This is a genomic window from Bradyrhizobium sp. WSM4874, from assembly GCF_055811835.1.
This window is the reverse complement of record NZ_JBVVPR010000048.1, coordinates 32,259-53,456: the sequence shown is the minus strand read 5'-3', so window position 1 is coordinate 53,456 and position 21,198 is coordinate 32,259. Positions and strand designations below refer to the sequence as shown.

19 protein-coding genes are annotated in these 21,198 nt (G+C 64.4%); 9 read left to right on the top strand and 10 right to left on the bottom strand.

Annotation, left to right across the window (positions count from 1 at the left end; translation table 11 throughout):
- Positions 1-144: 144 nt before the first annotated feature.
- The gene (locus AC0L3P_RS33240; protein WP_275170875.1) at positions 145-513 is read right to left on the bottom strand and encodes a hypothetical protein; all 369 of its coding nucleotides are present in this window, start codon (positions 511-513) and stop codon (positions 145-147) included.
- 227 nt (positions 514-740) lie between these two features.
- On the opposite strand from AC0L3P_RS33240, the gene AC0L3P_RS33235 reads away from it, so the two are divergent.
- The 6 genes from AC0L3P_RS33235 to AC0L3P_RS33210 all read left to right on the top strand — a co-directional run bounded on the left by AC0L3P_RS33235 (position 741) and on the right by AC0L3P_RS33210 (position 8,356).
- The gene (locus AC0L3P_RS33235) at positions 741-1,787 is read left to right on the top strand and encodes an ABC transporter substrate-binding protein (protein WP_473308526.1); all 1,047 of its coding nucleotides are present in this window, start codon (positions 741-743) and stop codon (positions 1,785-1,787) included.
- Between the two features lie 89 nt (positions 1,788-1,876).
- Complete coding sequence (locus AC0L3P_RS33230; protein WP_473308524.1) at positions 1,877-3,673, top strand: glucan ABC transporter ATP-binding protein/ permease; 1,797 nt, start codon at positions 1,877-1,879, stop codon at positions 3,671-3,673.
- 202 nt (positions 3,674-3,875) lie between these two features.
- Positions 3,876-5,306: a D-alanyl-D-alanine carboxypeptidase family protein gene (locus AC0L3P_RS33225; RefSeq protein ID WP_473308521.1), complete on the top strand. Its 1,431-nt coding sequence runs from the start codon at positions 3,876-3,878 to the stop codon at positions 5,304-5,306.
- 189 nt (positions 5,307-5,495) lie between these two features.
- Complete coding sequence (locus AC0L3P_RS33220) at positions 5,496-7,181, top strand: long-chain-fatty-acid--CoA ligase (RefSeq protein ID WP_473308519.1); 1,686 nt, start codon at positions 5,496-5,498, stop codon at positions 7,179-7,181.
- A 15-nt stretch (positions 7,182-7,196) separates the two neighbouring features.
- Positions 7,197-7,751, top strand: coding sequence for a DUF924 family protein (locus AC0L3P_RS33215; RefSeq protein ID WP_354061047.1), 555 nt, complete (start codon positions 7,197-7,199; stop codon positions 7,749-7,751).
- A 119-nt stretch (positions 7,752-7,870) separates the two neighbouring features.
- Positions 7,871-8,356: a peroxiredoxin gene (locus AC0L3P_RS33210; protein WP_275170869.1), complete on the top strand. Its 486-nt coding sequence runs from the start codon at positions 7,871-7,873 to the stop codon at positions 8,354-8,356.
- A 163-nt stretch (positions 8,357-8,519) separates the two neighbouring features.
- On the opposite strand, the gene rnhA is transcribed toward AC0L3P_RS33210, so the two are convergent.
- Genes rnhA through ispH form a run of 3 tightly spaced genes read right to left on the bottom strand, consistent with a single transcriptional unit; the run spans position 8,520 to position 10,939 of the window.
- Positions 8,520-8,984 carry a ribonuclease HI gene (gene rnhA, locus AC0L3P_RS33205; RefSeq protein WP_007597503.1) on the bottom strand — a complete coding sequence of 155 codons (465 nt, stop codon included), beginning with the start codon at positions 8,982-8,984 and terminating at the stop codon, positions 8,520-8,522.
- Positions 8,981-9,964, bottom strand: a complete 984-nt coding sequence (locus tag AC0L3P_RS33200; RefSeq protein WP_275170868.1) for a homoserine kinase — start codon at positions 9,962-9,964, stop codon at positions 8,981-8,983. The genes rnhA and AC0L3P_RS33200 overlap by 4 nt, the downstream gene beginning before the upstream one ends.
- A gap of 6 nt (positions 9,965-9,970) precedes the next feature.
- Positions 9,971-10,939: a 4-hydroxy-3-methylbut-2-enyl diphosphate reductase gene (gene ispH / locus AC0L3P_RS33195; RefSeq protein WP_473308517.1), complete on the bottom strand. Its 969-nt coding sequence runs from the start codon at positions 10,937-10,939 to the stop codon at positions 9,971-9,973.
- Positions 10,940-11,192: 253 nt separating this feature from the next.
- Between ispH and AC0L3P_RS33190 the strand changes: the two genes are divergently transcribed.
- Positions 11,193-11,888, top strand: a complete 696-nt coding sequence (locus AC0L3P_RS33190) for a DUF1013 domain-containing protein (protein WP_027565675.1) — start codon at positions 11,193-11,195, stop codon at positions 11,886-11,888.
- An 86-nt stretch (positions 11,889-11,974) separates the two neighbouring features.
- Here the strand turns inward: AC0L3P_RS33190 and AC0L3P_RS33185 are convergent, their stop codons facing one another.
- From AC0L3P_RS33185 to AC0L3P_RS33165, 5 genes are all read right to left on the bottom strand, one after another.
- On the bottom strand, positions 11,975-12,721 hold the full coding sequence (locus tag AC0L3P_RS33185; protein ID WP_473308513.1) for an OmpW/AlkL family protein: 747 nt from the start codon (positions 12,719-12,721) through the stop codon (positions 11,975-11,977).
- A gap of 163 nt (positions 12,722-12,884) precedes the next feature.
- Positions 12,885-13,154 carry a hypothetical protein gene (locus AC0L3P_RS33180; RefSeq protein WP_354061039.1) on the bottom strand — a complete coding sequence of 90 codons (270 nt, stop codon included), beginning with the start codon at positions 13,152-13,154 and terminating at the stop codon, positions 12,885-12,887.
- 181 nt (positions 13,155-13,335) lie between these two features.
- Complete coding sequence (locus AC0L3P_RS33175) at positions 13,336-15,258, bottom strand: propionyl-CoA synthetase (RefSeq protein ID WP_473308509.1); 1,923 nt, start codon at positions 15,256-15,258, stop codon at positions 13,336-13,338.
- Between the two features lie 143 nt (positions 15,259-15,401).
- The gene (locus AC0L3P_RS33170) at positions 15,402-16,787 is read right to left on the bottom strand and encodes a tetratricopeptide repeat protein (protein ID WP_354101222.1); all 1,386 of its coding nucleotides are present in this window, start codon (positions 16,785-16,787) and stop codon (positions 15,402-15,404) included.
- A 130-nt stretch (positions 16,788-16,917) separates the two neighbouring features.
- Complete coding sequence (locus AC0L3P_RS33165) at positions 16,918-17,676, bottom strand: tetratricopeptide repeat protein (RefSeq protein WP_473308506.1); 759 nt, start codon at positions 17,674-17,676, stop codon at positions 16,918-16,920.
- Positions 17,677-17,771: 95 nt separating this feature from the next.
- On the opposite strand from AC0L3P_RS33165, the gene AC0L3P_RS33160 reads away from it, so the two are divergent.
- The gene (locus AC0L3P_RS33160) at positions 17,772-19,349 is read left to right on the top strand and encodes a cation:proton antiporter (RefSeq protein WP_275170863.1); all 1,578 of its coding nucleotides are present in this window, start codon (positions 17,772-17,774) and stop codon (positions 19,347-19,349) included.
- A gap of 80 nt (positions 19,350-19,429) precedes the next feature.
- A complete protein-coding gene (locus AC0L3P_RS33155) occupies positions 19,430-20,200 on the top strand; it encodes a hypothetical protein (RefSeq protein WP_473308502.1) in 771 nt (256 codons plus the stop codon).
- A 161-nt stretch (positions 20,201-20,361) separates the two neighbouring features.
- On the opposite strand, the gene AC0L3P_RS33150 is transcribed toward AC0L3P_RS33155, so the two are convergent.
- Positions 20,362-21,168: an SDR family NAD(P)-dependent oxidoreductase gene (locus tag AC0L3P_RS33150; RefSeq protein ID WP_473308500.1), complete on the bottom strand. Its 807-nt coding sequence runs from the start codon at positions 21,166-21,168 to the stop codon at positions 20,362-20,364.
- Between the last annotated feature and the right edge of the window lie 30 nt (positions 21,169-21,198).

The following is a 21,198-nucleotide window of genomic DNA, read 5'->3' as shown; positions in this document are numbered from 1 at the left end:
CCCCCCCCCCCCCCCCCCCCCCCCCCCCCCCCCCCCCCCCCCCCCCCCCCCCCCCCCCCCCCCCCCCCCCCCCCACAACCCCCCCCCCCCCCCCCCCCCCCCCCCCCCCCCCCCCCCCGGCTGGTCAAACCTTGCTAGCCAAAACTAGTAGCAAGTCGAAAGGTTACCTTGGCCGCCCTGCGCGGACTGGTATGGGCCGCCGCAACGGTGATACGGGCGCGGACCGATATACGAGTCGCCGCCGTAATAGACCGGACCGTCGTCGTAGTAGACCGGGCCGCCGCCGTAATAGGCAGGAGCATCATAAGCGTAGGCGTCACGGGTCGCTGCGATTGCGAGGCCGGTGCCGATAGCACCGGCAATGGCTGCGCCGGCAAAGGCCGCGCCGCCGCCACCATGCCAATGACGGCCGCCCGCGTATGAAGCGGTCGGAGCCATTGCGGTCAGCGCCAGCACCGCGGTGGTAGCGAGAACGGCCTTACGGCCGGCAAATCCCGAAAATCTATCAAACATGTCCTGGACCCTCCTTGGGACCTCGAATGGTGCCTGATGACAGGCTCGTGTCTCTCAAACACCCGCATCCCATGTTGGGTTCCCCTACCCAACACAAGCTGGACGGGGTTGCGTGATCGTGACGCAACCGCCGCTCATCCGCCGTTCATATTGGCGCAAACAGACTGCTATGCCCGCCGGCGCTGCGAGCGTCACGAAACCACAACAATGCGGGACCGGCGCGACTGATGTTCGGATTCAGGACCATTGCCCTTCGCTGCCTGCTCGCCGCTGCAATCTCGCTTGCCGCGCTGACGGTGCGCGATGTCTCGGCGGCCGAAACCGCCGTGCCTTCCATTGCGATCCACTTCACCTTCGACCGCCCGATCGATGCGAGCATGGCGCCGTTCTTTCTTGCCGCAAAGGACGGCAGCTTCGGCGCCGAACGTCTCAACGTCTCCTTCAGCAGCGCGGCCGGATCGCCAGAGGCGCTTGCGCGCGTCGCCAAGGGCGACAGCGAGCTCGCGCTGGTCGACATCAACGAATTGATCCGTTTCCGCGACAAGGATGCGGCACCGGTCAAGGCGGTGTTCGTGCTGTTCAACCGCGCGCCCTACGCGATCATCGCCCGCAGGAGCCGTGGTATCCACCTCCTGCCCGACCTGGACGGCAAGACCGTCGGCGTTGCCGATAGCGATCTGTCGATGCGGCTGTGGCCGGCGCTGGCGCAGCAGAACGGCATCGACACGAATCACGTGAAATTCCACAAGATAAGCGCCGCGGTGCGCGAGCCAATCCTCTCCGCGGGACAGGTCGATGCCGTCGCCGGCTTCAGCTATCTCTCGGCAGTGAACCTGCGCGACCGCGGCGTGCCAGGCGGCGATCTCGTCGTGCTTCGCTATGCCGATTATGGTTGCGAGGCCTACGGCTTTGCCGTCGTGGTCAACCCGGCTTTCGCCGCGGCCAAGCCGGACACCGTGAAGGGATTCGTCCGCGCATTGATCGCCGGCATCAACGCGACCGTTAAGGACCCGGCGCGCGCGGCGGGCGAGGCTGCGAGCCGCATCGAGGACGGCGACCGCGATCTTGAGCTGGAGCGCCTGCGCACCGTCCTGGTCGACAACATCCTGACTGACGAGGTCCGTCGCAACGGCCTCGGCGACATCGACCCGGCGCGCATGGATCGCTCGATCGACCAGATCGGGCAGGATTTCAAATTCCGCAAACGGCCGGCGGCGGGCGACATCTTCGACGGCGGGTTCTTGCCGCCAGTCGCAGGGCGGTTGATCAACTGAGCAAAACCGACAGCTTCCGCTATATCTCGCAGCCGATCCCTGATTAGAGTATGGGCTCACTCCGTTCTATCCGCCCGAGCTCCTCGCCCATGCCCATTCTTCGCCTCTACACCCGCGTTCTCGAGCTGCTCGGCAAGGAGGCACGGCTGGGCTGGCTGCTCGCGATCGTCAATCTCCTGCTTGCGGGCTCGCAATTCGCCGAACCAGTGCTGTTCGGCCGGATCGTCGATGTGCTCTCCGGCAAGACTGTCGCAGGCTCCAACTCGGCCTGGCCATTCCTGGTTGCCTGGGTCGCGTTCGGGCTGTTCACCATTGCCTGCAGCGCGCTCGTGGCTTTGCAGGCCGACCGGCTCTCCCACCGCCAGCGGCAGGCGGTCCTGACGGACTATTTCGAGCACATCCTGCAACTGCCGCTGACCTTCCACTCCGGCACCCATTCGGGCCGGCTGATGAAGGTCATGCTCAACGGCACCGATGCACTATGGCGGCTGTGGCTGGGCTTCTTCCGCGAGCATTTTGCCGCCATCCTCTCGGTCGTGGTGCTGCTGCCGCTGTCGCTCTACTTGAACTGGCGGCTTGCAATCCTGCTGTTCGTGCTCTGCATCGTCTTCACCGCGCTGACCACCTTCGTGGTGCGCAGAACCTTCGGCATGCAGATGGAGGTGGAGGAGCACTACAGCGAGCTCTCCGCGCGCGCTTCCGACGCGCTTGGCAACGTCGCGCTGGTACAGAGTTTCGTCCGCGTCGAGTCCGAGGTGAAGGGCCTGCGCTCCGTCGCCGACCAGTTGCTAGCGGCGCAAATGCCTGTGCTGTCGTGGTGGGCACTCGTCACCGTCATCACGCGCGCCTCCACTACGATCACGGTGCTCGCGATCTTCACTTTCGGCATCGCGCTGCACGACCAGGGGCTGACCTCGGTCGGCGAGATCGTGATGTTCGTGAGCTTCGCGACGCTGCTGATCCAGAAGCTGGAGCAGGTCGTGAGCTTCATCAACAACGTTTTCATGGAAGCCCCGCGCCTGCGCGAGTTCTTCAACGTGCTCGATGCGGTGCCTGCGGTGCACGACCGGCATGACGCGATCGATGCGGGTCGGCTCTCCGGCCTCGTCGAATTCAACGACGTCACCTTCTCCTATGACGGCAAGCGGCCGGCGGTGGCGGACCTCTCCTTCACCGCGCTTCCGGGCCAGACCATCGCGCTGGTCGGCGCGACCGGCGCCGGCAAGTCGACGGCGATTGCGCTGCTGCATCGCGCGTTCGATCCGCAGTCCGGCTTCATCAGGATCGACGGCATGGACGTGCGCGGGGTGACGCTGACATCGCTGCGGCGGAACATCGGCGTGGTCTTTCAGGAGGCGCTGCTGTTCAACCGGTCGATCGCCGAGAATTTGCGCGTCGGCAAGCCGGACGCCACCGAGGCCGAGATGCGCAAGGCGGCGGAGCGCGCGCAGGCGCTCGAATTCATCGAGCGCAGTGGCGGCTTCGAGACCAACGCCGGCGAGCGCGGCCGCATGCTGTCGGGCGGTGAGCGCCAGCGGCTGTCTATCGCCCGTGCATTGCTGAAGGATCCGCCAATCCTGATCCTGGACGAGGCGACCAGCGCACTCGACGCCGTCACCGAGGCCAAGGTAAATACCGCTCTCGACGAAGTGATGAAGGGCCGCACCACCTTCGTGATCGCCCACCGTCTCTCCACCATCCGCAATGCTACTCGGATCCTGGTGTTCGAGAACGGGCGTGTGATCGAAAGCGGAACTTTTGATGAACTCGTGACCAAAGGCGGCCATTTCGCCGACCTCGCCAGGGCTCAGTTCATGGTTCAGGAGAACGCACGGGCCAGCGTGACAGCGGCTGAGGCTGCCGCGACGGCAGCCAAATCGCCTTAGCAAGCCGCCTTGGCAAGTTCTCATAGAATCGTCGAAATTCGGCCTATTTCATTGCGGAATACCCCGGTGATGCCCCTATTCGCGACGCACGAGCCGGTATAGGTTTGCGGCGCCGCAAGCGGCGGCGCTGGATTTCAGAACCGAACATCAGATCACGAGAGCCGACCGGAACCGGCGGGTCTCCAAGGACCGGAATCGGATAGTGCACGCTCTTCGCCCGCTGCTTCGTCAATCCCTGTTCAACCTGCTTGCTGCGGGACTCGCGTGTGCCGCATTACTGGTGCCGCGCGCGGCGAGCGCCGAAGCGCTGCTCCTGATCGAGGCCGATAGCGGCAAGGTGCTGCAGGCGGAAAACGCGACCATTCCCTGGTATCCGGCTTCCGTCACCAAGATCATGACCGCGTACGTGACGCTGAAGGCGGTCAAGGACGGCAGGCTCACACTCAACACACTGCTCACGGTGTCGCCGACGGCAGCCTCGCAGTCGCCCTCGAAGATGGGGTTTCGCCCGGGAACGCAGCTTACCGTCGACAACGCACTCAAGATGATGATGGTGAAATCGGCGAACGACATGGCCGTCGTGCTCGCCGAAAGCGTCGGCGGTTCGATCGACGGTTTCTCGGCGCTGATGAACGACACCGCGCAGAAGCTCGGCATGACGCAGACGAGCTACGTCAATCCGAACGGCCTGCCCGCCGACGGACAGATCACCTCCGCGCGGGATCTCGGCATTCTCGCACGCTCGTTCCTGCGCGATCTGCCCGAGTACGAGTATTTCGTGCACATTCCGGCAATCCGCTTCGGCAAGCGCGTCACCGGCAATTTCAACAAGCTGATCGGTCGCTATCCCGGCGCCGACGGTTTCAAGACCGGCTTCATCTGCGCCTCCGGCTACAATCTCGTCGCATCGGCCACCCGCAACGGCCGCCGGCTGATCGCCGTCGTGTTGGGCGCCAACTCCGGGACCGCGCGCGCGGTGAAGGCGGCGCAGCTGCTGGAACGCGGCTTCTCGCAAGACAATCTCACCTGGCTCCGGCCCTCGCTCGGCACCGTCGACAAGCTGGTGCCGGTCGACGCCTCGCCGCCGAACCTGCGTGACGACATGTGCGGCGGCCACCGCAAGCGGCCGGCCAGCGATGATGACGACGCGCTGATCGCGACCAATGGCGGCATGTCCGGATCGGCCTCCGCCACGGGGGGCGAAGCCCAGGTCACCTTCTTCACGGCCGGGCTTCAGCCGCCCCTGATGAAGGCCTCCGAGCTGATGGCCTCGGCCCCGGCGGCGGCCGAACCCGTGCTGGTCTATACCGGTCCGACCCGCACCGGGACCGCCCTGATCGCGGCGGTCGCGGCGGATGCCGACCAGCAGGCCACGCCAAAGCCGCGTGGCAAGAAGTCGCGCGTCGCCAAAAAGCCCGACGCGGCAGACAAGCCGAAAGATGCCAAGACGGCGGCAGCGAAGCCCGATGCGAAGCCGGCGGACGGCAAGTCCGCAGCCAAGCCGGCCGGCACCAAGCATGCCGCAGCCAAGCCCGATGCGGTGGCAAAGCCTGCGGCAAGCGGCGAGCAGGCGGCCAAGCCCGCCAAGCCCAAGGCCGCCACCAAGCCCGCCAAGCCGGCCAACAACAGTTAACGCCGACGCGAGGCGAGACCGCGCCGCACTTCGCACTTGCGGCAGCGCCGTTTGCGAGGATTCCGGTAGCCACTCCCTGACGTTTGTCTTAAGCCTCGACCGCTTGCCACCCGTTCCGGCAGGCTCGATACTGACGGCAATGAGGCAAGCCCGAGACACAACGGGCTCTGGTCAATGAGGGGAGTTTCCATGGAGCGCATCTGGCTTAAGCAATATCCGCCCGGCGTCCCCGCCGATATCGAGCCGACGCAATATTCATCGCTGGTCGACCTCCTGGAGGAGAGCTTCGCCAAGTTCGCCGACCGCAAGGCGTTCATCTGTATGGACAAGTCGATCAGCTATCGCGACCTCGACCAGATGTCGCTGGCGATGGCGTCCTACCTGCAAGGGCGAGGCCTGCAACGCGGCGCCCGCGTCGCGATCATGATGCCGAACGTGCTGCAATATCCGGTCGCGACCGCAGCCGTGCTGCGCGCCGGTTTCGCGGTGGTCAATGTCAATCCGCTCTACACGCCGCGCGAGCTCGAGCACCAGCTCAAGGATTCCGGCGCCGAAGCCATCATCGTGCTGGAGAATTTCGCCCACACCGTCGAGCAGGTGATCGCGAAGACGCAGGTCAAGCACGTCATCGTCGGCAGCATGGGCGACCTGCTCGGCTTCAAGGGCGTGATCGTCAATCTGGTCGTCCGCCGCGTCAAGAAGATGGTGCCGGCCTGGTCGCTGCCAGGCGCGGTGTCCTTCAACGACGCGATCTCCGCCGGCCGCTCTCTGGCCTTCAACAAGCCGAAGCTGTCGCCGGGCGACGTCGCCTTCCTGCAATATACCGGCGGTACCACCGGCGTGTCCAAGGGCGCCACCCTGCTCCACCGCAATATCGTCGCTAACGTCCTGCAGAACGACGCCTGGCTGCAGCCGGCGATGGCCGCGCCGCCGCATGTCGATCAACTCATGGTCGTCTGCGCGCTGCCGCTCTATCACATCTTCGCCCTGACGGCCTGCTACCTGCTCGCCGTGCGCGCCGGCGGCTGCAATCTCCTGATCCCCAATCCGCGCGACATCCCGGGCTTCATCAAGGAATTGGCGAAGTATCAGGTCAACAACTTCCCGGCCGTGAACACGCTCTACAACGGCCTGATGCACCATCCCGACTTCAAGAAGCTCGACTTCTCCAAGCTGAAGATCTCGAACGGTGGCGGCATGGCGGTGCAGCGCCCGGTCGCCGAGCAGTGGAAGGCGATCACGGGCTGCTCCATCGCCGAAGGCTACGGCCTGTCGGAGACATCTCCGACGCTGACCTGCAACACCACGACCGATCCCGAGTTCAACGGCACCATCGGCATCCCCGTGCCCTCGACCTGGATCTCGATCCGCGACGACGACGGCAACGAGATGCCGCTCGGCCAGCCCGGCGAGATCTGCGCCAAGGGCCCGCAGGTGATGTCGGGCTACTGGAACAGGCCGGAGGAGACCTCCAAGGTGATGACCGCGGACGGTTATTTTCGCACCGGGGACATCGGCATCATGGACGAGAGGGGCTACACCAAGATCGTCGACCGCAAGAAGGACATGATCCTGGTCTCCGGTTTCAACGTCTATCCAAACGAGATCGAGGAAGTGATCGCGAGCAACCCGGGAGTGCTCGAATGCGCCGTCATCGGCATTCCCGATTCCAAGTCGGGAGAGGCGGTGAAGGCGTTCGTGGTCAAGAAAGACCCGAACCTCACGGCGGAGGCCCTGGTCAAGTTCTGCCAGGAGCAACTGACGGGCTACAAGGTGCCCAAGCACATCGAATTCCGCACCGACCTGCCGAAGACCAATGTCGGCAAGATCCTGCGCCGGCAGCTGCGCGACGAGAAGAAGGCGGAGGCGGCCTAAGCGCCTCTTTCGTTCATGACTGATTTCGGCAACATCAGCCCGGCCGGCATCCTCGCCTTCTGGCACGAGGCCGGCCGCGATGCCTGGTACGAGCGCGACGACGCATTCGACGCGGAGGTCAGGCGCCGCTTTCTCGCGCTGTGGCAGAAGGCGGTCGCCGGCGAGCTCGCGTCATGGGAGGAGACCGACGAGGGCGCACTCGCGCTCGTCATCGTGCTCGACCAGTTTCCACGCAATATGTTTCGGGGCACGTCGCAGGCCTTTGCCAGCGACGCGCTGGCGCGCGACGTCGCCCGCCGCGCCATTGCGCGGGGTGCAGATCAAAGGATCGACCCGGTCCTGCTCGAATTCCTCTATTTGCCTTTCATGCATTCCGAGCACCTGCCCGACCAATTGCACTGCGTCGCGCTGTTTCAAAACACCGACAATGCCGAAAACCTGAAATACGCGCGTGAGCACGCCGATATCATCCGGCGGTTTGGCCGCTTTCCTCACCGCAACCGTCTGCTCGGCCGTGACACCACCCCGGACGAGCAGGCCTTCCTCGACGGCGGCGGGTTCGCCGGCTGATGACATAACGGTGAAGGGTCCCGCCCTCACCGCTTCCCGTATCACTATCCGTGTCGGCAATATTGTGCAGGCCCGCCGCACGGTCTAAAAAGCGGGACCGATTTTCAGGGAGACTAACGATGGCGATCCAGACTGGCGACAAGCTGCCCGAGGCGAAATTCCGCGTGATGACGGCGGAAGGTCCGCAGGTGAAGACCACCGATGAGATATTCAAGGGCAAGAAAGTGGCGCTGTTCGCGGTGCCCGGCGCCTATACCGGCACCTGCCACAAGATGCATCTGCCGAGCATCTTCCTCAACGCCTACGCCATGAAGGACAAGGGCGTCGACACCATCGCCATCGTCTCCGTCAACGACGCCTTCGTCATGAACGCGTGGAAGCGCGACACCGACCAACGCGACGAGGCCATTTTCCTGGCCGACGGCAATGCCGACTTCGCCAAGGCGATCGGCATGGAGCTCGATGCTTCCGGCAACGGTCTCGGCATCCGCTCCAAGCGCTATTCGATGCTGGTCGAGGACGGCGTGGTCAAGAAGCTGAACCTCGAGGCGATGCCCGGCAAAGTCGAAGTGTCCGGCGGCGATACGCTGCTCGGGCAGCTGTAGGTTTTAGACGCCGCTCTCAGCCACCAGTGACACTGTCATGCCCCGCGAAAGCGGGGCATGACAGTATTCCAGAGACGTCGAGATTCATTACAGCCGCCGCGGCGTACTGGATCGCCCGCCTTCGCGGGCGATGACACTTGAGAGTGGAGCGCCGACCGCGCGCCTACTCCGCCACGCGTGCTTGCAACCGTGCCTTCACGATCCCGTCGCGCGCGAGCTGATCGGCGCGTTCGTTCTCGGGATGCCCTGCGTGGCCCTTGACCCAGTGCCAGCGCACGTCGTGAGCCTTCAGCGCGGCATCGAGGCGCTGCCATAGCTCGACATTCTTCACCGGCTTCTTGTCGGCGGTGCGCCAGCCGTTGCGCTTCCAGCCGTGGATCCAGCCGGTGATGCCCTGACGGACATATTGGCTGTCTGTGTAGAGATCGACAGTGCACGGCTTCTTCAGCGCTTCCAACGCGGAGATCGCCGCCATCAATTCCATCTGGTTATTGGTGGTATGGCGCTCACCACCGTTCAGCTCTTTTTCCTTGTCGCCGAACTTCAGGATCGCGCCCCAGCCGCCGGGCCCCGGATTTCCCGAGCAGGCGCCGTCGGTGTAGATCGTGACAATCGGGAGCTCGCTCACGCCACCAGCCCCGACGGCGACAGTCCGTAGTCGCGCACGCTGGAAACGCTCTGGTGGAAGCGCAGCTTGCGGACATATTCCAGCGGATCCTTCGGTCGAACCAGCGCGCCGGGCGGAACATTGAGCCAGTCGACTAGGCGCGTCAGCAGGAAGCGCATCGCGGCGCCGCGCGCGAGCAGCGGCAGCGCTGCCTCTTCCCCCTCGGACAGCTTTCGCACGCGGCCATAGGCATTGAGGAAGGCCCGCGCCTTGGTGACGTTGAAGGAATGATCCGGCTCGAAGCACCAGGCGTTGAGGCAGATCGCGACATCATAGGCAAGCCAGTCATTGCAGGCGAAAGTGAAGTCGATGATCCCCGAGAGCTTGTCGCCGAGAAAGAAGACATTGTCGTTGAAGAGGTCCGCGTGGATCACGCCTTCGGGCAGCTGTGTCGGCCAGACCCCGCTCTCGAGGTAGTCGAGCTCGTGGCTCAGGAACGCGCGCAGGCCGGGCTGCATCTCGTCGGCCCGGTGTGACGCCGCATCGAACAGCGGCCGCCAGCCCGGGACCGACAGCGCGTTCGCACGCCTGATCGCGAAATTCGCGCCGGCCAGATGCATCATGGCGAGCCCCTCGCCGACGCCGGCGCAATGGGCCGCGTTCGGCTTGCGCGGCCAGACGCCTTCGAGAAAGGTGATGATCGCGGCCGGCCGGCCCGACAGCTCGCGCAACGCCTCGCCGTCCATCCCCTTCACCGGCAGCGGACAGTTGACGCCGTGCTCGGCCAGATGCGTCATCAGCGCGAGGAAGAACGGCAGATCGTTCTTCGCCACGCGCTTCTCATAGAGCGTGAGGATGAACGATCCCTTGGTCGTATGCAGCAGGAAGTTGGAATTTTCGACGCCCTCGGCGATGCCCTTGTAGGAGAGCAACTCGCCGAGATCGTATTGGTTGAGGAAGTCCGCAAGCTCGTCGGCGGCAACGTCGGTGTAGACCGCCATGAAGGTCTACTCGGCGGCGGCTTCGGGGCGCACCTGGCGCGGCAGCGGGAAGAACTCGTTCTCTTCCGCGGCCGAGACCGTCTCCACATGCAGCGTGAAGCGCTCGGCGAACGCGTCCATGATCTCCTCGACGATGACTTCCGGTGCCGAGGCGCCAGCGGTGATGCCGAGGCTGGTGATGTTCTCGAACCGCTTCCAGTCGATTTCGGTGGCGCGCTGCGCCAGCACGGCGATCGGGCAACCCTCGCGCTCGGCGACTTCGCGCAGGCGCTGCGAGTTCGACGAGTTAGGCGCACCGACTACGATCAGGGCGTCGACCACCGGCGCCACCTTCTTCACCGCGAGTTGGCGGTTGGTGGTGGCGTAGCAGATGTCTTCCTTGTGCGGCCCGTTGATGTTCGGGAAGCGCTCCTTCAGGAGCGCCACGATCTCCGCGGTGTCGTCGATCGACAGCGTGGTCTGGGTCACGAAGGCGAGGTTGTTCGGATCCTTCGGGGCGATGGTCTTCGCGTCCTCCGCGGTCTCGATCAGGGTCACGGCGCCGGTCGGGAGCTGCCCGAGCGTGCCCACCACCTCCGGATGATGGGAATGGCCGATCAGGAAGATCTCACGGCCGCGCTTGAAATGGATTGCGGCCTCGCGGTGCACCTTGGTGACCAGGGGGCAGGTCGCATCCAGCGAGAACAAATTGCGGGACGTGGCGTCGGCCGGAACCGATTTCGGCACGCCATGGGCCGAGAACACCACCGGCGCGGTGGTGTTTTCCGGGATCTCGGCGAGTTCCTCGACGAAGATCGCGCCTTTCTTTTTCAACCCATCGACGACGTATTTATTGTGCACAATCTCATGGCGAACATAGACGGGGGCGCCGTATTTATCGAGTGCCCGTTCCACGGTATCGATCGCCCGGACCACCCCGGCGCAGAAGCCACGGGGAGAACAAAGCACGATCTTGAGGTCTGGTTTGCCTGACATTGAGCGATCTCGGGACCGAATCACCTCGCCAAATGGGCGGGCAGCGGTCGATGGATGAATAGGGCTTGGGTACGGTCTTACAGGGACTTCAGAGGGAATTGGGCCCCCTTTCGGGCGCTGTCAAGGCACTATCTATAGCAGAACCATTGCGTGGCTACCCCCTCCGGGCTTATATAGCCCGAATTCCCAGTCATCGCTGATGACCACCGGTTTCGCCTCCAAAGGGGTGGGCGAAGCACAAAGGAGATTTGCCATGAGCAACGCACCTCTGATGCCCAAGGCGACCGCCGTCTGGCTGCTCGACAACACCGCGCTGACCTTCGATCAGGTCGCCGATTTCACCAAAATGCACCCCCTCGAGGTGCGCGCGATCGCCGATGGCGACGCCGCCCAGGGCATCAAGGGCATGGATCCCCTCTCGAATGGCCAGCTGACCCGCGAGGAGATCGAGAAGGGCGAGAACAACCCGGACTACCGGCTCCGCCTCCAGGAGAGCAAGGTGGTGCTGCCGCCGCAGCCCAAGCGCAAGGGCCCGCGCTACACCCCAGTCTCGCGCCGCCACGAACGCCCGAGCGCCATCCTCTGGCTGCTGCGCAATCATGCCGAGCTCAAGGATGCCCAGATCATGCGCCTGGTCGGCACGACCAAGAGCACGATCGCCAGTGTCCGCGATCGCACCCACTGGAACACCTCCCAGCTGACGCCGATTGATCCCGTCACCCTCGGCCTCTGCTCGCAGATCGAGCTCGATTTCGAGGTCGCGCGCGCGGCCAAGGAAAAGCCGATCGACGCAGCCTATGGCGGCGCCACCCTGCTGCCGGCCTCCGAAACCACCAAGAAGGACGAGTACGAACCTGCAGAGAGGTCCAGCGACGATCTCAACGTCGATGCCGTGTTCGCCAAGCTGAAGACGCTCGGCGGCAAGAAGCAGGACCAGGAGGAGGAGTAATCCTTCGCTCCCTGCTGGTCATCGAATGGGAATGCGAACGCGGCGGGGCCAACCCGCCGCGTTTTTGTTTGTGGCTTCCGCAAACTTCAGAACTTATACGTCACGCCGCCGCCGACCAGCCACGGGTCGATATGCGCGGTGCCGGTGACCGGCAGACCACTGACCGTCGCCGAATAGTCCGGCCGCAACCAGAGCTTCTTGACGTCGACGTTGAAGCCCCAGTGCCGATCGAGCATGTAGTCGAAGCCGAACTGCACCGCGCCACCGAAGGCGTTGCTGACATGCAAGCTCGTGGTGGTGGCGACGATCGCGGGCGGACCGACAATCGCGGCCGGCGCGTTGGCGGCGGAATTGTTGAAGAACACGGTGTAGTTCACGCCGGCGCCGATGTACGGCTTGAACGCGCCGAAATTGTCGAAGTGATATTGCAGGGTCAGCGTCGGCGGCAGCAGCGTGGTCTTGCCGATCGGCAGATTTGCAAGCGAGCCGGTGCCGCTGATCGAATGCCGGGTCACGCCGAGGATCAGCTCGGCCGCGATATTCCTGGTGAAGAAATAGCTGATGTCGAGCTCAGGCACGACCTGATCACTGATCGAGAGGCCCGAATTCGGCGACGACAGCGATGGAACGCCGGCGACATTGACGGTGGAGCCGCCCGCATCCGGCAAAACGCCTAGCACCCGCAAACGCACCATCCAGGGATTGAAGGCTTCTACCGACGGCGGCGCCTTTTTGTAGATCGGCAAATCGGCGGCCCGCGCCGAGGCAATAGCCCCCACCAGCGCCGCACCCAGCGCCGCGAGCCGCGCCACGTTTCGTAGCATTTCGTCCATTGCATTCCCCTTCAGCCATGTGCGCGCTTCGTTGCGCGACATCAGCGTCAGAGCAGAAAGGCGATGGTGAAGGATTTGATGCCGATCAAATCAGGACAAATGCGATTGCGATTCGACTGCGGCGTTGCAGATGTGTCGCGGCAGGATAATGCCGCAGCTTACATTATGGCCGGTCCGGATGGTTCAGCATGTATTCGCCGAGGTCGCGCTGGCGACGGTCGGCGCGGGTGGTCGCGGCACTGCGCTGGACGTCGCGGTCCTTGCGACAGGCCACGTATTCGGGCGAGCCGGCCGCATAGCCGCGGCCCTGGCAGACCGCGTCGTCATCATCGCCGCCCATCGCCACCGGTGTCTGGTAGCGCGCGGAGCAGGCGGAGAGAATGATGGCAAGCAGCACAGCTGCAAGCAGGCGCGGCGCAGCGGCGAGTGGCATACGAGGTCCCCTATTGGCCCGCTCTGTTTAGCGCGGAATGAGGAGAATGTAAGTCCCTGGACGCCGTTCCCGCTACCAGTGTCATCCCCGCGAAAGCGGGGAATGGCCTGCCTGCGCAGGCGATGACAGCGGGATTGGAGAGGCGGCGTCGCGCCTCAATGGCTATCCTCGCAAAGCAAATTCACACCCGCCCCTTCAGCGCGTCGCCGATCTCGTCGAGCACCTTGGGGTCCTCGATCGTCGCCGGCATGGTCCAAGCTTCACCATCTGCGATCTTCTTGATGGTGCCGCGCAATATCTTTCCGGATCGCGTCTTGGGCAGGCGGCCGACGGTGATGGCGAGCTTGAACGCGGCAACGGGCCCGAGCTTGTCGCGCACCAGCGCGATGATCTCCTTCTCGATCTCGGCGGGCGCCCGCTTCACACCCGCCTTGAGCACCAGGAAGCCGCAGGGGACCTCGCCCTTGATCGCGTCCTTGACGCCGAGCACGGCGCATTCGGCGACATCGGGATGCGAAGCCAGGATCTCCTCCATGCCGCCGGTGGAGAGCCGATGACCGGCGACGTTGATGATGTCGTCGGTGCGGCCCATGACGAAGACATAGCCGTCTTCGTCCTTGTAGCCGGCATCAGACGTTTTGTAGTAGCCGGGGAATTCGGTGAGATAGGCTTCCTTGAAACGGTCGTCCTGATTCCACAGCGTCGGCAGGCAGCCCGGCGGCATCGGAAGCTTGATGACGATCGAGCCCATGGTGTTCGGACCGACCGGCTTTGCCGCTTCGTCGACCACGTCGACCTGATAGCCCGGCATCGGCACTGTGGGCGAGCCGTGCTTCACCGGCAGCTGGCCTAAGCCAACCGGATTGCCGGCGATACACCAGCCGGTCTCGGTCTGCCACCAATGGTCGATGACAGGCACTTTCAACTGCTGCTCCGCCCATTCCACCGTCGGCGGATCGGCGCGCTCGCCGGCCAGGAACAGCGTGCGGAACGTCGAGAGGTCGTATTGCCGGATGAATTTTCCTTCCGGATCTTCTTTCCGTATCGCGCGGAACGCGGTCGGCGCAGTGAAGAAGGCGACAGCCTTGTGCTCGCTGATCACGCGCCAGAACGCGCCGGCATCGGGCGTGCCGACCGGCTTGCCCTCATACATGATCGAGGTCGCGCCGTGCAGCAGCGGGCCGTAGACGATGTAGCTGTGGCCGACCACCCAGCCGATGTCGGAGCCGCACCACCAGACCTCACCCGGCTTGACGCCATAGAGGTTGAACATGGACCATTTCACCGCGACGAGATGGCCGCCATTGTCGCGCACGACGCCCTTGGGAATGCCGGTCGTGCCTGAGGTATAGAGGATGTAGAGCGGATCGGTAGCGGCGACGGGCACGCAAGGCGCCTGCTTGCCGTCGTTCATCGCCTTGCGGCGCAGGCCCGCCCAATCATAGTCGCGGCCGGGCGTGAGGGCGCAGACGAGCTGCGGACGTTGCAGCACGATGCAGGCCTTCGGCTTTGCGCCCGCAAGCCTGATCGCCTCGTCGAGCAGCGGCTTGTACTGCACGATCCGGCCGGGCTCGATGCCGCAGCTCGCCGACAGGATCAGCTTTGGCTGCGCATCGTCGATGCGGGTGGCGAGCTCTTTCGCGGCAAAGCCGCCGAACACCACGGAGTGCACAGCGCCAATGCGCGCGCAGGCGAGCATCGCGACGACGGCCTCCGGGACCATCGGCATATAGAGGATGACGCGATCGCCCTTGGCGACACCAAAATCCTGCATGATGGCGGCGAGCGCCTGCACTTCGGCCAGCAGTTCGGCGTAGCTGAGTTTGGTGACGCTATTTGCCAGCGGCGAATCATGGATCAGCGCGATCTGGTCGGCGCGGCCGCGTTCGACGTGGCGGTCGAGCGCGTTGTAGCAGGTGTTGACGACGCCACCGCTGTACCAGCGGCCGTAGACGCCCTGCGAGGGATCGAAGATCTTTTTCGGCGGCTCGATCCAGTCGATCTCCTTGGCCGCCTCGGCCCAAAAGCCCTCAGGATCGGCCAGCGAACGCGTATAAACCTCGTGATAGAGGCTTTTTCCGTCGACGTTTCCTCGGACGTTCATTCCCGCGCTCCCGTTCCCTTATCCGCCTGGCCTTGACCTTGTGGCAGGACAAACGTTCCGCCATGACAGGGATCAAGTACCGGCCTTGTTTGAGGGGTATTTTCCCGGGAACGGGCCGCGGTTCAAGCTCAAAAGAACAATGCTCAGCTATCCATCGCATTCAGCCGCTGCAGCCGCTCCTGCATGACCTTCTTCAGATCATAGCCCGGGCGGCCGAAGCTGGTATTGCGGGCGGCGAGGAAATCGCGCTGGGTGCGACGGAGGTCGCCGGCCGGGCGGGACCTGGCCGATTTCAGCACGCGCTCATAGGTCTCGGCGATCTGGCGATCGAGCACGCCCAGCTGTGGATCGGCACAAATTACCTTCTCAACCTCGCGCTTCGCAGTGGCACAATCGAACGACGGGCCATTGCCGGAATTCGCTGCGAGCGGCCGCAGCAGCTCGCCGCCGAATTTCGCGATCTCCGCGATCATAGCGCGGCGGCCGGCGGCGGCGTTGTCATTGCCGGGATCGAGTTTGAGCGCGGTTTCGTAGTCGGCCAGCGCCTTCCTGCGCTCGCCCGTCTTCTTGTAGAGCACGGCGCGGTTGTTGTAGGTCTGCGCAAAATTCGGATCGAGTTTCAGCGCGGCCTCGTAGTCGCTCAGCGCCGCGCCAAGCTCACCCTTGAGGTGATAGGAGTCGCCGCGGTTGGTGAAGAAGTTCGGCCGCGGCGCCAGCCGCAGCGCCTGATCGTAATCGGCAATCGCCTTGTCGTACTCGCCCATCGCAGCCAGCGACAGCCCGCGATTGTCGTAATATTCGGGCACCTTCGGATCGAGCCTGATCGCCTCGCCGTCGTCGGCAACCGACTTCTCGAGCTGGCCGAGCTTCTTGTAGGCGGCGCCACGATTGGTGTAGCTGCGCGGCCGGTTCGGATCGAGCCGCAACGCCTCGCTGAGATCGCGGATTGCCTTCTCGTTGTCGCCGCCGAGATAATAGGTCACGCCGCGGTCGGACCAGGCCTGTGCATTGTCAGGCTTCAGCTTGATCGCCTGGTCGTAATCGGCAAGCGCGCGATCTAGCCGGCGCTGGTTGGTGTAGACGACGCCGCGCAGCTCGTAAGATTCCGAATCCTGCGGATCGAGCTCGATGGCCTTGCTGAGGTCCGCCGCGGCGCGGTTGAGATCGCCGCCAGCCTCCCGGAGGAGATCGCCGCGCAGGCGCCAGGCTTTTGCGTTTTTGCCATCGAGCGCAATGGCGCGATCGATATCTCGCAGCGCCTGCGTGAGGCCGCCCGAGGTCCGCGCATTGGCGTCGGCGCGCACCAGCAATGCCGCGGCGCGATCGGAGGATGGATTTGAGGCCTGGTCGACGATAGCGCTGCAGGCCGGGATCAGCTCAGCCGGGGCGGCCTTGCTCCCCATCACGCAATCGACACCAGCCGTCGCGGGGGCGACGAGGATGACGCTCATGGCCGCGCTGAGAAGGAGCGAGCGAAACGAGATTTTTGCAAACGAGAACATTTGCGCGGAAGGATGCGTGCCGCACATGGCATAGGACTCCGGGACATCAGGCTTTCACCATTGTCGCGGCGGCCAAAGAATCGGTTCAAATCGAGGCGTGTCAGGGGCGTATCGACCCCTCCCTTGCTCGCCCGCTCTTACGGGGACACGAGGAGCCTCAATACCCGTCAGCCCCGTTCAGCCGCCGCAGCCGCTCCTGCATCGCCTTCTTCAGATCGTACCCCGGCCGGCCGAACCCGGCATTGCGGCGGGCGATGAAATCGTCCTGCTCGCGTTGAAGCGCCTTCGCTTCGCTTGCATTGCGCGCTTCGCGCAAGACGCGCGCGTTGGCCGCAAAGACCTCGCGATCGAGATCGGCGAGCTCGCGGTTGACGCAGATCGCCTTCTCGACGGGGCGGCGCGCACCCCTGCAATTGAAGCTGGGCTTGCCCGCGACCGCCATCTGCGCGCCGATCCGCTCGATCTCGCGCGCCATCGCCTTGTGATTGGCCTTGGCCTTCTCGTGGTTCGGGTCGATTTTCAACGCCGCGGCGAAATCCTGCACCGCCTTGGGCTTGTCGCCCTTCCTCAGCCAGAGCTCGCCCCGCGCGTTGAAGATATCGGCGAGACCGGAATCGAGCTCCAGGGCGCGGCTGTCATCGGCTATCGCGCGGTCGACCTGATCACGCCGAGAAAACAGCGCGCCGCGCGCGGTCAGGGCCTTGATCAGGTCGGCCTTCGCCGTCTTCTCGTTGTCGATCACGGCAGCGCAGGCCGTGGCGGCCTTGTCAATGTCGTCGGCTGCGGCAGCCGCGAGGCAGGGCGCGATGTCGACCTGCGGGACCGCGGCCGGTTCGCCGCCGGTCGCAGCATGAGCGGCAGCGAACGAGAGCGCGAAGAGCAACCCGACGCCGGACCATTGAATGAGAGAACGCATGCTCGCCACAGTTGGAAAGTCTTGAGTTAAGGTCCGGGTTGAGGTCTTGCCTTATGGCCGCACTATCCATCATACGGCCGGATTGGTGCTAGCTTGTGGCGCCGCTCAAATCGGTTTCGGGGATCAACGTGTCGACATTCGAATGGATCATTGTGCTTCTGCTCGGCGCCGTTGCATTATCGGCGCTGGCGCGGCGGATCAAGGTCCCCTACCCGACCTTTCTCGCGATTGGGGGCGCGCTGATTGCGTTTGTGCCGTCGAGCCCGTCCTGGACGCTGGAGCCCGACCTAGCACTGGCTCTTTTTGTCGCACCGGTCCTGCTCGATGCCGCCTTCGACACCTCGCTGCGCGATCTCCGCAACAATTGGGTTCCGGTCGCCACCCTGGTCGTCGCCGCCGTCGGCCTGACCACGGCCGCTGTGGCCTACGTCGCGCACCGGCTGATGCCTGACATGCCCTGGGCCGCCGCGGTTGCGCTCGGCGCCATCGTGGCCCCGCCAGACGCGGCCGCCGCGGTCGCGATCCTGAGCCAGGTCAAGCTGCCTCACCGCATGGTCAAGGTTCTGGAGGGCGAGAGCCTGCTCAACGACGCGACCGCGCTCCTGATCTATCGCATCGCGGTCGGCGCGGTCGCCACCGAGCATCTGGCATGGAGCCAGATCGCGCCGACCATGGCGCTGGCGCTGGTCGGCAGCGTCGTCGCGGGCCTGGTCGCAGGCCGCATCATCCCGCTGTTCATGGAACGCGTGAAGGAAGCGCCGAGCGCGATCATCGTGCAGTTCGCCACCACCTTCATGGTCTGGATTGCCGCCGAACATCTCGGGCTCTCCGGCATCCTCACCATCGTAGTCTACGGCATCACCATCGCGCGCACGGCGGGGGCACGCATGCCTGCGCGGCTGCGTGTACCTTCCTATGCGGTGTGGGAGACCATGGTGTTCGTGCTCAACGTGCTCGCCTTCATGCTGATCGGCATGCAGATGCGGCCGATCTGGACACGGCTCGATGCGGACGTGCGCTGGGAGTATTGCGTGGCCGCGGCCTGGATCCTGCTCACGGTGGTCCTGGTGCGCCTGGCCTGGATCACATTCTACCGCACGACGCTGCGCGCGCTGATCGCGCACGGGATCTATCACGCCAAGGATCCGAAGCAGGTCGCCTCGGCCAAGGGCGGCCTCATCATCTCCTGGTGTGGCATGCGCGGCCTCGTCACCCTCGCCACCGCCTTTGCCTTGCCGGAAAGCTTTCCGCATCGTGACTTCATCGTCTTCTCGGCGTTTGCCGTCGTGCTCGGCACGCTAATCGTGCAGGGCCTGACGCTGCGGCCGCTGATCCTGGCGTTCGGCCTCAAGGACGACGATCCCGTCGGCATCGAGGTCGCGCGCGCCCGCGCCGTCGCCTATCGCGCGGCGCTCGACGCGATCGAGGACGATCCGTCGGAGGAAGCGGAAATCCTGCGGCTCGAATATCGCGCCATCCTGATGCAGGCCGACGACGATCCCCATGGCGGCATCACGAACGGCGAACTGCCCGCCGACCCGCTGCGCCGTCGTGGCATCGCGGCCGCGAGAAAGTCGATCTTCGACCTTCGCGCCAAGGAAGTGATCGGCGACGATGCGTTCCATCGGATTGAGGAAGAGCTCGATCGCGCAGAATTGAGCGCCGGCGGTTAAAATCCTGTTGGACACGACCAGCGCCCTGCACAGGTGGTTAGGGGCTTGAACCAAACGCCATCTCTTCAGACACACTCCAGATGACGACCCTGATCGACGACCGTCGTGTGCGCGCGCGAGATGCGTCGCCCGCACGATATTTCTATCTCCACATGGCAATGGCCTGCGCGGCCACCGCTTTTCTCGGCTTCGCACCGACCTATTTTGTGCCGCTCGCGCAACGGACACTGTCCGCAAGCCCCGTTATTCATGTCCATGGTCTATTGTTCTTCACCTGGTCTCTCTATTTCGTGATCCAGACCTGGCTCGCCGCCTCAGGTCGCGTGGTCAATCACCGTGCGCTCGGCATCGCCGGCGTTTCGCTCGCGACCGCGATGACGATCTTCGGCTTCCTTGCCTCCGTGCATGTGATGCAGCATTCCGCGGCGCTCGGCCAGAAAGAGGCCGGCATCGCCTTCTCGATCGTGCCGATGAGCGGGATCGCGTTCTTCGCTGGTGTATTCGTGCTGGCGATCATGAACACGCGAAAGCCTGAGATTCACAAACGTCTGATGCTGCTCGCGGCGGTCTCTATCCTTGATGCCGCGATCGCGCGCTGGTTTCTCACCTTCCTCGCACCTCCCGGACCGCCCGGGCCGCCGCCGGTGCCGGTCACGATCGCGCCGGCCGTGGTCGCCTCGCTGCTGCTCGTCGTCGCCATGGTGCGCGACTGGCGCACCGAAGGCCGGGTGCACCCCGTCTACATCACCGGCACGCTCGCGATGCTGGCGGTGAAGATCTTGAACTGGCCGGTCAGCGAAACTGCGGCGTGGCATGCATTCGCCGGCGGGATTCTGGCGCTGGCGCAGTAAAGCAGCCCACGTAACCCGTCACCCTGAGGCGGCCGCTTCTTCAGCGCCCTCGAAGGGCGACGGCCCGGCTGCATGGTGGCCGCTCATCCTTCAAGGCTCCCCATGGCGCGCGTTGCGCCCCATGGCTCGCGCCTCAGGATGACGGAACTGACTGAAGTGCTTTAAGCCCCCGCCTTGCACGTGATCCCGCCGTCCACCACGAGCTCGATGCCCGTCACATATTTCGCTTCGTCCGAGGCCAGGAACAGCGCGGCGTTGGCGACGTCGAAGGCGTCGCCCATGTGGCCCATCGGCACTTGCGCATCGCGGGCGCGCCACATCGCTTCGACGTCGCCCTTCGCATAGCTGTTCGCAAGGCCTGCCGAATGCTCCACCATCGGCGTCTTCATCAGGCCGGGCAGGATCGCGTTAACGCGGACATGGTGACGCGCGAATTCGATCGCGGTGGTGCGCGTCATCTGGTTCATCGCCGCCTTCGAGGTGCCGTAGGTGACGTAGGAGATGCCCATGTGGCGGATCGAGGCGATCGAGGAGATGTTGATGATGGAGCCGCCGCCCTGTTTCACCATCAAAGGGATGACGTGCTTCATGGCGAAATAGGCGCTCTTGAGGTTGACGCTGAAGACGCGGTCCCAGCTCTCCTCGGTCACTTCGACGACGCTGCCCATCTCGGCGATGCCGACATTATTGTCGAGTACGTCGATGCGGCCGTAGGCCTTCAGGCACGCTGCGACCATCGCCTCGACCTCGCGCGCATGCGAGACGTCGGCTGTGAACGCTCTCGCCTTGCCGCCTTCGTCCGTGATGATCTTCGCGGTCTCCTCGGCGGCCGCGCCGTTGCGATCGACGCAAAACACCTGCGCGCCCTCGCGCGCAAAGGTGACCGCGGTGGCCTTGCCGTTGCCCCAACCGGGTCCGATCGAGCCGGCGCCCACCACCACTGCAACCTTGCCCTTGAGCCGATCCATCGCGTTCCTCCCGTGTTGTTGTTCTTGTAG

Excerpts from the sequence above, each read along its gene's own strand:
- AC0L3P_RS33240 (WP_275170875.1), bottom strand. The coding sequence starts at position 513 with ATGTTTGATAGATTTTCGGGATTTGCCGGCCGTAAGGCCGTTCTCGCT.
- AC0L3P_RS33235 (WP_473308526.1), top strand. The coding sequence starts at position 741 with ATGTTCGGATTCAGGACCATTGCCCTTCGCTGCCTGCTCGCCGCTGCA.
- AC0L3P_RS33230 (WP_473308524.1), top strand. The coding sequence starts at position 1,877 with ATGCCCATTCTTCGCCTCTACACCCGCGTTCTCGAGCTGCTCGGCAAG.
- AC0L3P_RS33220 (WP_473308519.1), top strand. The coding sequence starts at position 5,496 with ATGGAGCGCATCTGGCTTAAGCAATATCCGCCCGGCGTCCCCGCCGAT.
- AC0L3P_RS33215 (WP_354061047.1), top strand. The coding sequence starts at position 7,197 with ATGACTGATTTCGGCAACATCAGCCCGGCCGGCATCCTCGCCTTCTGG.
- AC0L3P_RS33210 (WP_275170869.1), top strand. The coding sequence starts at position 7,871 with ATGGCGATCCAGACTGGCGACAAGCTGCCCGAGGCGAAATTCCGCGTG.
- AC0L3P_RS33200 (WP_275170868.1), bottom strand. The coding sequence starts at position 9,964 with ATGGCGGTCTACACCGACGTTGCCGCCGACGAGCTTGCGGACTTCCTC.
- ispH (WP_473308517.1), bottom strand. The coding sequence starts at position 10,939 with ATGTCAGGCAAACCAGACCTCAAGATCGTGCTTTGTTCTCCCCGTGGC.
- AC0L3P_RS33190 (WP_027565675.1), top strand. The coding sequence starts at position 11,193 with ATGAGCAACGCACCTCTGATGCCCAAGGCGACCGCCGTCTGGCTGCTC.
- AC0L3P_RS33185 (WP_473308513.1), bottom strand. The coding sequence starts at position 12,721 with ATGGACGAAATGCTACGAAACGTGGCGCGGCTCGCGGCGCTGGGTGCG.
- AC0L3P_RS33180 (WP_354061039.1), bottom strand. The coding sequence starts at position 13,154 with ATGCCACTCGCCGCTGCGCCGCGCCTGCTTGCAGCTGTGCTGCTTGCC.
- AC0L3P_RS33175 (WP_473308509.1), bottom strand. The coding sequence starts at position 15,258 with ATGAACGTCCGAGGAAACGTCGACGGAAAAAGCCTCTATCACGAGGTT.
- AC0L3P_RS33170 (WP_354101222.1), bottom strand. The coding sequence starts at position 16,787 with ATGTGCGGCACGCATCCTTCCGCGCAAATGTTCTCGTTTGCAAAAATC.
- AC0L3P_RS33165 (WP_473308506.1), bottom strand. The coding sequence starts at position 17,676 with ATGCGTTCTCTCATTCAATGGTCCGGCGTCGGGTTGCTCTTCGCGCTC.
- AC0L3P_RS33155 (WP_473308502.1), top strand. The coding sequence starts at position 19,430 with ATGACGACCCTGATCGACGACCGTCGTGTGCGCGCGCGAGATGCGTCG.
- AC0L3P_RS33150 (WP_473308500.1), bottom strand. The coding sequence starts at position 21,168 with ATGGATCGGCTCAAGGGCAAGGTTGCAGTGGTGGTGGGCGCCGGCTCG.